This is a genomic window from Pedobacter suwonensis (genome assembly GCF_900111825.1).
In the GTDB taxonomy this organism is placed as follows: Bacteria; Bacteroidota; Bacteroidia; order Sphingobacteriales; family Sphingobacteriaceae; genus Pedobacter; species Pedobacter suwonensis.
Genome location: NZ_FOJM01000014.1, coordinates 113,192 through 126,971, shown reverse-complemented (window position 1 = coordinate 126,971; position 13,780 = coordinate 113,192). Strand labels below are relative to the sequence as shown.

General features: G+C 44.8%; 7 protein-coding genes. All 7 read left to right on the top strand.

Annotation, left to right across the window (positions count from 1 at the left end):
• Positions 1-8: 8 nt before the first annotated feature.
• The 7 genes from BM107_RS17935 (at position 9) to BM107_RS17905 (ending at position 13,773) form a co-directional block, all read left to right on the top strand.
• Positions 9-2,792, top strand: coding sequence for a multicopper oxidase domain-containing protein (locus BM107_RS17935; protein WP_082489585.1), 2,784 nt, complete (start codon positions 9-11; stop codon positions 2,790-2,792).
• Between the two features lie 12 nt (positions 2,793-2,804).
• Entirely contained in the window at positions 2,805-5,342 is a 2,538-nt protein-coding gene (locus tag BM107_RS17930) for a heavy metal translocating P-type ATPase (protein WP_090985884.1), read from the top strand.
• Positions 5,343-5,412: 70 nt separating this feature from the next.
• On the top strand, positions 5,413-5,649 hold the full coding sequence (locus BM107_RS17925; protein WP_139222307.1) for a hypothetical protein: 237 nt from the start codon (positions 5,413-5,415) through the stop codon (positions 5,647-5,649).
• 336 nt (positions 5,650-5,985) lie between these two features.
• A complete protein-coding gene (locus BM107_RS17920; RefSeq protein ID WP_056095236.1) occupies positions 5,986-6,306 on the top strand; it encodes a DUF6660 family protein in 321 nt (106 codons plus the stop codon).
• 59 nt (positions 6,307-6,365) lie between these two features.
• Entirely contained in the window at positions 6,366-8,546 is a 2,181-nt protein-coding gene (locus tag BM107_RS17915; protein WP_056095233.1) for a TonB-dependent receptor, read from the top strand.
• A 419-nt stretch (positions 8,547-8,965) separates the two neighbouring features.
• Positions 8,966-9,286: a DUF6660 family protein gene (locus BM107_RS25335; protein ID WP_146202963.1), complete on the top strand. Its 321-nt coding sequence runs from the start codon at positions 8,966-8,968 to the stop codon at positions 9,284-9,286.
• Between the two features lie 104 nt (positions 9,287-9,390).
• The gene (locus BM107_RS17905; RefSeq protein ID WP_090985881.1) at positions 9,391-13,773 is read left to right on the top strand and encodes a CusA/CzcA family heavy metal efflux RND transporter; all 4,383 of its coding nucleotides are present in this window, start codon (positions 9,391-9,393) and stop codon (positions 13,771-13,773) included.
• Positions 13,774-13,780: the final 7 nt, after the last annotated feature.

Genomic DNA, 13,780 nt, shown 5'->3' with positions numbered 1-13,780 from the left:
ACAAAGAAATGAAAAATATATTAACAGTCTTTTTATTGATAATTTATTCTGTGGTTTCCGCCCAGGATATGAAGGGAATGAAAACGGACAAGAACGGCAGTGCTGGTCAGTCCAGGGTAATCTATACCTGTGTGATGCACCCGGAAATACAATCGGAAAAACCCGGTAACTGTCCAAAGTGCGGAATGAAGCTTATCCTGCAGAAAGGTAAAGTGGATAAGGCAAAGACAGCTGATCCGGGCAAAAAGAAGCAAGGTACAAAAAAGGGAGCTATGGAAGGCATGAAAATGCTGGCAGAAAAATTGGAAAGTAAGCCAAAAGAGGAATCAGTAACCTATACCTGCCCAATGCACCCTGAGATCCATGACTCCAAACCTGGCAACTGTCCCAAATGCGGGATGAAGCTAATCAGGGAAAAGCCCAGGTCAGCGCCTGAACAGAATGGGGGAACAAAGGAAAGTTCCAAAAAGAGTGAGGATATGGGGGATATGGCGGGCATGGCAATGGATGATAACAGTTCTGACATGGAAAATATCAAAACTGCAAAGGCCAATTTGGGCCCGATTAAGACCGTTGCGAATAAATTTCCACCACGTACCGTGCGTTATGATCTTTACATAGCCGATACAACGGTAAATTATGGGAGAAAATCAAAGCGGGCAATTGCGGTAAACGGTCAGATCCCCATGCCCACACTGACCTTTACGCAGGGCGATACCGCCCTGATCTACGTGCACAATAATCTCGACGAGGAAACCGCGCTGCACTGGCACGGACTTTTTCTTCCGAACAAGATGGATGGTGTTCCTTTTCTGACCCAAATGCCGATCAAACCGCACACTACCTACATCTATAAGTTTCCCATCGTCCAACATGGAACGCACTGGTACCACAGCCACAGCGGCCTTCAGGAACAGATAGGTATGTATGGGGCATTTATCATGAACAAACGTACGGAGTGGGATATTCCAACCCTTCCAGTAGTCATTAGCGAATGGACAGATATGAAGCCCGAGGAGGTTCATAGAAGCCTGAAAAATGCCAACGACTGGTTTGCCATCAAAAAAGGGACTACCCAGAGTTATGCAGAAGCGATCAGGACCGGACATTTTAAAACAAAGGTAGCCAATGAATGGAAGCGCATGAATGCCATGGATGTGAGCGATGTTTATTATGAAGCCTTTCTCATCAATGGGAAAAATCAGAACGAACAGCCGCAGTTCAAGGCTGGGGACAAGGTAAGGCTGCGTATTGCAAACGGTGGAGCCTCAGATTATTTCTGGCTTAAATATGCAGGGGGCAAGATTACCGTTGTCGCTACCGATGGAAATGATGTGGAGCCTGTAGAGGTCGACAGGCTGATTATAGCGGTTTCCGAAACCTATGATGTAGTGGTCACGATTCCGGAAAATAAGAGCTATGAATTTTTGGTCACTCCTGAAGACCGTACGGGATCAGCATCACTATGGCTGGGCAAGGGAGAAAAGGTCCATGCAGAGAAAATGCCCAAACTGAAGTATTTTGCCGGAATGAAAATGATGAACGATATGATGGATATGAGCGGCAATATGGTACAGATGGAAGGCATGAAGATGCAGAACCAGATCATGGATATGAATACGGTGATGTACCCGGAGGTAACCGGTGAAGAAAATTCAAAAACAGAGAAAAAAATGAAGGGGATGCCTGGTATGCAGATGTCTGGTGACAAGAGCATGGCAGGGATGAATATGGAGGCAGAAACCGCCGATATCGTTACTCTGAACTATAATATGCTTCGAGATCCAAAGAAAACAACCCTGCCAAAAGGCCCATGGAAGGAACTTAAGTTTGACCTTACAGGAAATATGAACCGTTACGTCTGGACGCTGGATAACAAAACCGTTTCTGAAAGCGATAAGATACTGATAAAAAAGGGCGAAAATGTTAGGATAATCCTTTACAACAACAGTATGATGCGCCATCCTATGCACCTTCATGGCCATGACTTCAGGGTAATTAACCGGCAGGGAGAATATGCCCCGATGAAGAACATTATCGACATCATGCCCATGGAGCGGGATACCCTTGAATTTGCAGCAACAGAGCCAGGAGGCGACTGGTTCTTCCACTGCCATATTCTCTATCACATGATGAGCGGTATGGGAAGGGTATTCAGTTATGAGAATTCTCCGCCTAATCCCGAAATCCCGGACCCCAAGCTGGCACAGCGAAAACTTTTCAGTGATGACAGGGCATTTCATCCAATGGCACGCATCGGAATCGAAACCAATGGCAGCGACGGAGAGATTATGCTCGCCAATACCCGTTACCGCTTTACCACTGAATGGCGGATTGGGTTTGACAAGGAAATGGGCTATGAAAGTGAAAGTCATTTTGGAAGATATATCGGGAGAAACCAATGGCTATTGCCCTATATCGGATGGGATTTTAGAAAAAGAACGGTTGATCCCTTGGACAAGAATGTTTTCGGGCAATCACTTTCGCCGGGAAACAACCTTTTCGGGCAGGGAAATACCAAAAATTTCAGGCAGGTATTTCATTTGGGAGTTCAATATACCCTACCACTGCTGATCGTTGCAGATGCTTCCCTCGATCACAAGGGGAATGTCAGGTTTCAGCTGATGAGGGAAGATATCCCCGTTTCCAAAAGACTGCGCTTCCAGTTTATGGTCAATACCGATAAGGAATATATGGCCGGATTCAGGTACATCGTTACTAAGTATTTTGGGCTTTCAACACATTATGACAGTGATATGGGCTATGGCGCCGGATTGACATTAAGCTATTAACAAATCAAAAACATGGAACACACCTATAAAATAACCGGAATGAGCTGTCAGGGCTGCCGGAGCAAAGTCGAAAATGTGCTGAATGCGATTGATGGCGTTTCTGCACAGGTGACCCTTGAACCTGCTGAAGCCGTCATAACTATGCAAGAACATATCCCGACGGAAAAGCTGCAGGAGGCTCTTTCTGCCGCCGGACATTACGGTATTGAAATGGCAGTTCAGGGAAAACATGTTCTAAAATCTTCAGAACATCCTAATCATGATCATTCAACCCATGAGCAAAGTCCCAAGGTTGAAAATGATGATAAAAATGAAGCGGGAGGCCTGTTTTATTGTCCTATGCACTGTCAAGGTCAGAAGACTTATGATAAGCCAAGTCATTGCCCTGTATGCGGGATGGACCTGGTAAAACAGCCTGCCAAGAAACAGGCATCTCAATTTACCTGCCCCATGCATCCCGAGATTATCAGGGACAAACCAGGATCATGTCCGCTCTGCGGAATGGACCTGGTACCTACAGGGACAAACCTTGAAGAAGAAGATAAAACTTATGAAACCCTGCTCAAAAAGTTCAAGATTGCAGCAGGTTTTACCATACCCATTTTTGTTATTGCCATGACGGAAATGATTCCCAGCAATCCTTTGTTTGATCTAATGGAACTTAAATACTGGAACTGGGTTCAGTTTTTTCTTTCTATTCCGGTGGTCTTTTATGCAACCTGGATGTTCTTTCAGCGTGCATGGCAATCCATCATTACCTGGAAACTGAACATGTTTACACTGATTGGGATTGGTGCCGGGGTATCCTGGGGCTTCAGTATTGTCGCCCTTCTATTCCCCGGAGTTTTTCCTGATCAGTTTAAAACACATCACGGCACCGTTTTCGTTTATTTTGAGGCGGCAACCGTGATTCTTACGCTGGTACTGCTCGGTCAGCTTTTGGAAGCCCGGGCGCATGGCAAAACCAACAGCGCCATTAAGGAGCTGTTGAAGCTGGCACCTAATTCAGCAACAAAAGTGGTCGGGGATAAGGAAATATCAGTATCTATTGATGATATTCAGAAAGGAGATCTGCTGAGGGTAAAGCCTGGTGAAAAAATTCCGGTGGATGGTAGTATTAAGAACGGGGAAGCTGTAATTGATGAATCCATGATCACAGGAGAACCCCTTCCTGTTGAGAAAAAGATAGGGGATAAAATCAGTTCAGGAACCATCAATGGTAAAAAGACCTTTGTCATGCTTGCCGAAAAGGTAGGCTCAGAAACACTGCTTTCCCAGATCATCGAAATGGTCAATTCCGCCAGCCGCTCAAAAGCGCCCATCCAAAAGATGGCCGATAAAATTTCAGGTTATTTCGTGCCTGTTGTGGTATTGATTTCTATTGTAACGTTCGTGGTATGGGCAGTATACGGCCCCGATCCGGCCTATGTTTATGCTTTTGTAAATGCAATCGCGGTATTGATTATTGCATGCCCATGTGCGCTAGGCCTGGCTACCCCAATGTCGGTAATGGTGGGAGTAGGGAAGGGCGCTCAGTCTGGTATACTGATCAAAAATGCGGAATCTCTTGAGAAAATGAATGCTATTGATGTAGTGGTCATCGATAAAACTGGTACGGTTACAGAGGGAAAGCCCTCGGTTGAAAGTGTGGTTAGCGTAGATAAGGGCTTTACCGAAAAACAGATCCTGGAGAAAATTGTGGCTTTGAACAGCAGCAGCGAACATCCATTGGCACAGGCAACTTTGCGTTATGGGGAGGAAAACGAAATATCCGTTAAGGCTATATCCGACTTTGAGGCCGTTACCGGGAAGGGCGTAACAGGCAGTCTGAATGGGGAAAGACTGGCTTTGGGGAACCAAAAACTGATGGAGCATGTTAAAGCGGCGATTGATCCTAGTCTGTCCGAGCAGGTTAGTGCCGCTCAAAGGCAGGGCAAGACGGTTTCTTATTTGGCCGTTGGAAATAAAGCAGTGGGGTTTGTTGTGATTTCGGATAAGATCAAGCATTCCAGCACAGCTGCTATTCTAAAGCTCCAGCAGGAAGGCATCAAGGTAATCATGTTTACCGGAGACAATGAGGATACAGCGAGGGCAGTAAGCGCAACTTTAAATCTGGATGGGTTCAAAGCTCAGATGTTGCCTGAAGATAAGCTGAATGAAATAAAAAAACTACAGGCCGAAGGCAAAAAGGTAGCCATGGCAGGTGACGGCATCAATGATGCCCCTGCACTTTCCCAGGCTGATATCGGGATTGCCATGGGCACGGGAACAGACGTTGCTATCCAGAGTGCCTCGATTACATTGGTGAAGGGGGATTTAAACGGGATCGCAAAAGCAAGGTTGTTGAGCCATAAAGTAATGGGCAATATCAAAGGAAACCTGTTTTTTGCCCTGGGATACAATGTATTGGGGATTCCGATAGCGGCTGGTATTTTATATCCGTTTTTTGGAGTTTTACTTTCTCCCATGATAGCTGCACTCGCGATGAGTTTTAGCTCGGTTTCCGTTATTTTGAATTCCCTGAGATTGAGAAATGCCAAAATCGACTGATATTTTTTTAGTAGAGGAAAAAGGCAGATGCTGTTACCGATGGCCGTTGCGTGAGGATAACAGGGGATATTTGAAAACGCTTCCGGCGCATATCAGGTTAGAATATAAACTGAGCGGTGAAAAACTAAATCTTGTTTTCGCGCACGGCAGTACCAGTAGTATAGATGAATACATACTGATAGACACAGATGCAGACTATGTTTTGGAAATGCTTAAAGAAGCTGATGCAGATCTGCTTTTTGTGGTGCACTTCCACAAGCCGTATCACAGAATTTGGAAACCCCATATTGAAAGTTCAAACATGTGATCAACCTGGGATCCCTCGGAAAGCCTAACGACGGTGACCCAAGGGGTTGTTACCTTATGTTCACTTAAATGCAGGCTGTTCTACAACCGATGCAAATAGTATTGAAATTGAATTCAAGCGTGTCGAGCACGACGTGGAAGCATCCCCCACAGCTATCATAAACAGTCCCCCTGTCCGGTGAGTTTGCTGATGCCTTGAAGCTTGCGAAATAACCCCAATCAATTGGACAGTCAAATTTGAGGGTGCCAGGCTCTTATTCTTCATTTACAGATCTTGCAATCTATTATATCACATAACAACAACACAGAGTATTAGTAAATTTTATACTTTTACACCGTGAAATTCATTGCCCTGGTTTTATCTCTCATCGTATATACGCTAACCGCGGTACCATGCTGCGCTTTAGCGCGAGAAGATAGCCATGTACTGAAAACCGATAAAGCGGAAAAACATGCTTGCAGTGAACATAACGATAATTGTTGCAAAGGCTGTTCACCGTTTTATGTCTGTGGTACCTGTATCGGCTTTACCATCACTACACGGACAACGATCGTTTTTGCGGCCCAGCTTTTACCTGTACAGCATAATACGGCTTACATCCCACTTCAGCTACAGGCCATTTCAATTTCTATCTGGCAGCCGCCCAAACTTTCGTAGTTTATTTTTCCCTCGTCCTAACCGGACATATTTATCGAAATCATTATTTAAAGATCATTATGAAAAGAACGATTGTGGTTTTGGCTATACTGTTGTTTACAGTTACCGCCTTTGCCCAAAATAGATATAAAGCCGTCATCAAAGACGCAAAGACAAACCAAGTACTTCCAGGAGCTACGTTAAAAGTTCTTGGAACGACCATTGGCGCTAAATCAGATAGTGCAGGTAATGCAAGTATTAATGGTATACCCTCAGGTAAACAGATCATTCAGTTTAGTTATGTAGGCTATCAGACCAAAACTGATACGCTGACCTTTCCCCTTGCTGAAACTAACGTTTTGACTATTTTACTTACTGCAGCTGAAGAAGACCAGGAACTAGAGGATGTAGTGATCTCAGCTACAAGGAGCAGCCGTACCATTGATAATATTCCTACACGGGTTGAGGTCATCGCCGGGGAAGAACTGGACGAAAAAGGTAATATGAAACCTGGCGACATCCGCATGATGCTGGCAGAAAGCACAGGCATCCAGACCCAGCAGACTTCTGCGACCAGCGGAAATTCCAGTATCCGCATACAGGGACTGGACGGAAAATATACCCAGATCATTAGGGACGGTTTTCCATTATACTCTGGTTTCTCGGGTGGATTGGGCCTGCTTCAGATTGCCCCATTGGATTTGCAGCAGGTAGAGGTGATCAAAGGTTCATCGTCCACCCTTTACGGAGGTGGAGCAATTGCTGGACTGGTGAACCTGGTTTCTAAAAAACCGACTGAAGCGCGTCAGCTTAATTTCCTTTTAAACGGTACTTCTGCTTTGGGACTGGATGCCAGTGGTTTTTATGGACAGAAATTTGATAAAATAGGTATCACGGTTTATGGTGCATACAACAAAGGGACTGCCTATGATCCTTCTGATATTGGCTTAACCGCTATCCCCAAGTTTGACCGTTTCACCCTGAACCCCAAACTATATTTTTATTTCAATGATGCGACTACGCTTTTGGCCGGAATCAACGCCACAACTGAAAAACGGATTGGCGGCGACCTGGAATATGTGAAGGGAAATGGCAGTGCTGCCCATTCTTATTTTGAGGAGAATAAAACCGGGCGTTACAGCTCTCAGGTTGAGTTGGATCATAGACTGAGCGAAAAGGAAAAGCTTGTTATCCGCAATTCGGTGAGCTATTACGACCGGAGTATTGGGTTGCCAAATTACCTTTTTTCAGGCGTTCAAGTGTCAACCTACAGTGAGGCCAATTATAGCCGTAACGGAGAAAAAGCAGACTGGGTGTTGGGGGTGAACTTTTTGACCGACAATTTTAAGGAAGACCAGAACAGTGACAATGCACTCAGAAGTTACAATTATAATACCATTGGGGCATTTGCACAGAACACCTGGAACATATCTAAAAAAATTAGTCTTGAATCAGGAGTAAGGGGAGATTACCACAATGAATACGGATTTTTCTTCTTACCAAGAATTTCCGGATTGTGGAAGATCAATGAACATTTTTCTACCCGATTAGGCGGTGGTCTGGGTTATAAGGCACCAACTGTATTTACCGAAGATGCTGAGCGGATCCAGTTCAGAAATGTAGCGCCTTTAGATGTGGCCAATACAAAGGCGGAACGCTCTTATGGCGCCAACTATGATGTTAACTATCGCACCTCATTGTTTGACGGAGCGGTTGGATTCAGCATCAATCAGATGTTTTTTTATACCCGTATCAATAACCCGATATTGCTGACTGCTGCTAATGGAGCCAACCTGACCTATGTTCAGCCTAAAGGTAATTTAGATACCAGGGGAATGGAAACAAATGCCAAAGTAACCTACGGTGATTTTAAACTTTTCATCGGTTATACATTAGCGGATGTGAACCAGCATACAGGAGGCACCAGCACAAATTATCCGCTGGTTTCAAAGCACAGGGTAAATAATGTATTGATGTATGAGCTTGAAGATAAATGGAAGATCGGTGCCGAAGCATACTATTTCAGCAAACAGAAGTTAAACGATGGTGCCACTGGTAAAAGCTATTGGACAGCTGGTCTGATGGCAGAAAAGCTTTGGGAACGGTTTTCAATTTTTGTGAATTTTGAGAATTTAACGGACACTAGGCAGACCAGCTTTGATTCGATCTATACAGGTAGCATTACTAGCCCTGTTTTCAGGGACATCTATGCGCCTGTAGATGGGTTTGTAGTAAACGGAGGGATAAAATTCAAACTTTAAACCTGTAGTAATCGACTTTTCTGGGTAGTGGATTCACATTTTAGCCGGGCCAGGGATTTGATGGCCAAAAAATCCCTGGCTGGCTGAATAATTGAAGCTTTCGGTGCGGTTAAAAGACATTTCCCATCAGAAGAGTCTATGCTGGCCGATAAGGTCTGTTAGTGGAAGATTCAGGCTTACCTCTGGACTTATCTCATCAATAAATGAAAACTTCCTTCCCTTTTTACCCAGATTATATGAAGTTTTTTGATTTGGGCAAAGAAGGTTTCCGTTTGGTTGTTCAAGTGGTGGAACTTTTGAATGATGGGTGAAAACCTATAGGCTATGATTATTTTAATAAAAAAGTATTAAATTTTTTCAAACCAGGACTAAAAAAAATTGTTCTTAAATAAGTTTATATATTTGGTAAAATTTTGAAAGTGAAAATATCCAGTTTGTTTCTCTGCTTCATTATCGTAATACTCAGCTGCATTCCATGCGCTGACGTATTGGCTATGGGTAAGTTGCATGGTGGACCATTAACTGAAAAAAGCATAACAACCCATTCTACAGAAAAAGAACGCAGTGATTTCTGTTCACCGTTCTGCGTTTGTTCCTGCTGTAATACCACTTCTGAAGTTATTTCTTCAACACCTCTTGTGGTAATCTCAAAACCAATAAGCTCAGAATATAATGAAGCTTACATGGGTGAGGTTATCTCTTTACCATTATCTGTTTGGCAGCCGCCTAAATTAAGTTAAAAATCGATCTTCATTTCGATGCTATGTTTTTGCCCGTATAATCCATACGAGGCTACGCTGTGCATTGATCTGGTTTTTTTATTTTTTACTTAATTAAACAAATAATGCTGAAAAAAATTATTCAGTTTTCAATAGCGAATAAGCTTGTAATAGCCCTGTTCACCTTGGGGCTGATCGCATGGGGCGTATATTCCCTGAGACAACTTCCCATTGATGCCGTTCCTGATATCACCAATAATCAGGTTCAGGTCATAACCCTTAGCCCATCCCTTGCTACCCAGGAGGTAGAAAGGCTTATTTCCTATCCCGTAGAACAGACCATGTCCACCATACCTGAAATAGAGCAGGTACGCTCCATTTCAAGGTTCGGACTATCGGTTGTAACTATCGTATTCCATGATGATGTTGACATCTACTGGGCCCGGCAACAGGTAAACGAAAAGCTTGCCGAGGCCAAGAATAACATCCCATCAGGACTTGGTAATCCAGAAATATCACCCATATCAACAGGTCTTGGGGAGATATACCAATACGTGATCCATGCAAAGCCTGGATTCGAAAAGAAATTCAACGCACGAGAGCTGCGTAGTATCCAGGACTGGATCGTAAGGAGACAGCTCCTCGGGACGCCAGGCATTGCAGAGGTCAACAGTTTCGGAGGACTTTTGAAACAGTATGAGATTGCGCTAGATCCCGATAAGCTGCGGAGCCTGAACCTGAGCATCAGCGATGTTTTCGCTGCCCTTGAACAGAACAATCAGAACACGGGAGGCGCCTATATAGACAAAAAGCCAAATGCCTATTTTATTAGGAGCGAAGGCCTGGTCGGCAATCTTGATGACATCAATAAGATCGTTGTCAAAAACAATGCGAATGGAATCCCGGTACTTATCCACGATATCGCCACCGTACAGATCGGTAGTTCCATACGTTACGGCGCACTTACCCGTGCCACAAAGGATGGTGAAGGTGAGGCTGTTGGCGGTATAGTAATGATGTTGAAAGGCGCAAATGCCAATAACGTGGTAAAACAGGTGAAGGCGAAGATAGACCGAATCAGCAAAACTCTACCCAAGGGGGTAACCATTGAGCCGTTCTTAGATAGAAGTGCGCTTGTTGATCGTGCCATGGGCACAGTAGCCAAAAACCTGATCGAGGGCGCCCTGATTGTTATTTTTGTCCTAGTTCTTTTTCTTGGGAATTTTAGGGCCGGGCTGGTTGTTGCCTCGGTGATTCCGCTTGCCATGCTATTTGCGATTTCCCTGATGAACCTTTTTGGCGTATCGGGAAACCTGATGAGTCTTGGCGCGATAGATTTCGGACTTATCGTCGACGGGGCGGTAATTATTGTGGAAGCCACCATGCACATCCTCTCTGGGAATAAGCTCGGCCGCGCCTACTCGCAGGCCGAAATGGATGAGCAGGTTGAAAAATCTGCCGTGCGGATGATGAGCGCTGCGGCATTTGGACAGATCATTATTCTGATCGTTTATCTTCCCATCCTTGCCCTTGTAGGTATTGAAGGCAAGATGTTCGGACCTATGGCACAAACCGTTTCCTTTGCCATATTGGGGGCCTTTATTTTGTCCCTTACCTATGTTCCTATGGTTTCCTCGCTTTTCTTAAGCAAAAAAGTTGCGCACAAAAAGAATTTTTCAGATCGGATGATGGATTTTTTCCAGCGCCGTTACACTCCAATGATCAAGGCTGCACTCAATAAAAGAGTAATTGTTGTGGCATCATCGGTTGTTCTTCTGGCCATCAGTATTTTTATCTTTACCCGGATGGGGGGAGAATTCATTCCCACGTTGGAGGAAGGTGATTTTGCGGTAGAAACCAGGTTACTTACCGGCAGTTCCCTTTCCCAGACCATTGATAAAGTAAATCAGGCTTCAAAAATCCTTGTAGAAAAGTTTCCAGAGGTGAAAGAAGTAATTGGTAAGGTTGGTGCTGCCGAGATTCCTACCGATCCCATGCCAATGGAAGCATGCGATCTGACCATCATACTCAAAGATAAAAAAGACTGGACCACTACCCACGATAGGGAAGAACTGGCCGAGTTGATGAGTAAGGCACTTGAAGAAGTTCCCGGCGTGAGCTTCGGTTTTTCACAACCAATCCAATTACGCTCAAATGAACTTATCTCGGGAGTTAGACAGGATATTGGGATCAAAATTTTCGGAGATGACCTAGAATCCCTCACCAGTATCTCCCAAAAGATCGGGAAAATTGTTTCGGGTGTAGAGGGCGCAAAAGATCTCTATCTGGAACAGGCAACCGGTCTGCCACAGATTGTGGTAAAGATCAACCGTGACCGGATTGCACAATATGGATTGAGCATAGGGACGGTTAACCAGGCACTCAACACTGCTTTTGCAGGACAATCTGCGGGGCTGGTATATGAGGGAGAGCAGCGTTACGATATCATTGTGCGCCTTTCCCAACAGAACCGCCAAGGTATTGACGATGTTAAAAATGTCTATGTGACTGCCCCGAACGGCAATCAGGTTCCACTTGACCAACTTGCTGACATAGAGTTTAAGATAGGCCCTAACCAGATTCAACGTGAGGATACCAAACGGCGCATCATAGTGGGGCTGAATGTCCGTGGGCGTGATATCCAGAGTGTGGTAACAGAGATCGAGCAGAAAATAAACGAACAGATCAAAATGCCCGCAGGATATTACATTACCTATGGAGGGCAGTTCGAAAACTTAAAAGAGGCGACACAAAGGCTCTCTATTGCCGTTCCGGTTGCACTTTTACTTATATTGCTATTGCTGTATTTCTCATTTGGATCTGTAAAACAGTCGATACTGATTTTTTCTGCTATTCCGATGGCCGCAATCGGCGGAATATTTGCATTAATCCTAAGGGGAATGCCTTTCAGCATTTCCGCCGGTGTTGGATTTATTGCATTATTCGGGGTAGCCGTGCTCAACGGAATCGTACTGATTACCGAATTCAACAGATTGAAAAAAATGGATAAATATAGTATAAGGGACATTGTCCTCAAGGGAACTGCTATCCGTCTAAGACCTGTACTGATGACCGCAACTGTTGCCTCTCTTGGGTTCCTTCCAATGGCAATATCCAGTGCAGCAGGCGCTGAGGTGCAGAAACCACTAGCAACCGTAGTAATCGGGGGACTCATTACCTCCACCATATTAACCTTAATCGTCCTTCCAGTGCTATATACTTATTTTGAAGGTTGGAAAAGCAAAAAAACTGCCCTTCCAACAACTGTAGTTACCCTAGCGGTGTTTTTTGGACTTTTCATTTTATCGGGACAGGCCCGGGCGCAGACGGTTCCCACCAAGGGTATGAGCCTTGAGCAGGCTTTGAGCACAGCATTGAGTAATAACCAGGCTGTGAAGTCGTCCACCCTGCAGATTGGCAGGCAACAGGCGCTAAGGGGATCTTCAACAGATCTGGGAAAGACCAGCTTTGAGGTGCAGTACGGACAGATGAATACCATCAAACGCGACAATAACTTTTCGGCTTCTCAGAACATACCCTATCCGGGTCTGTTCAAAAGTCAGCGCAACTTGTATGATGCGCAGATCAGGGGAGCTGAAATCGGCCTTCAGGTAACACAGAGAGAACTTTCCTATCAGGTGAAAAGCGTTTACGCCCAGTTGGGCTATTTCATTGCCCTTCAAAAGCTTTACAAAAGCCAGGACAGTGTTTACAGTAACTTTCTGAAGGCCGCCTCATTGAGGTACCAGGCCGGAGAGACCAACCTGCTTGAAAAAACTACCGCCGAAACTCAGTATAATGAGGTTCGCAACCAGATGAGCAAGAACGAAGCTGATATCCTCGCCTATACCGCCGAACTTAAGCGTTTGCTGAATACCAGAGAACAGATCAGTATCATGAACGCGGAATTTGGCCAGGTAGTCTGGAATGTTAGCCAGACTGATACCGTTACATCAGAAAATCCAATTCTTGCGCTGCAGGCCCAGCAGATAGATATTGCCGACAAGACGGTAAGGCTCGAGCGCTCACGCTCTGGCCCCGATTTCAGTATCGGCTATTTCAACCAGTCTATTATCGGAGCACAGAATGTTGGCGGTCAGGATCTTTATTTTAATGGAGGCAAACGTTTTCAGGGGGTTTCCGCAGGGATCTCCATACCGCTTTTCTTTAAGCCTTTCTCCTCAAGGATAAAAGCCGCAAAGATAGATAAGCAGGTAGCCGAAAGCGATTTTATCCTTTCCCAGACAGATCTTCGAGGAAGGTATGAGCAGGCTTTCCAGGACCTTCAAAAAAATTCCAGAAGTATCGCCTATTACAAGAACAGTGCCCTACCGAATGCCAACCTGATCCTAAAGCAGTCCCAGATTGCATTTCAGGCAGGAGAGATCGGCTATGTAGAATATCTGCAGGCTCTGCGTACCTACTCTGATATCCGCTTCAGCTATCTGGAGGCCATCAACCAATATAATCAATCAGTATACACATTACAGTACCTAAAAGGTCAATAACAATATA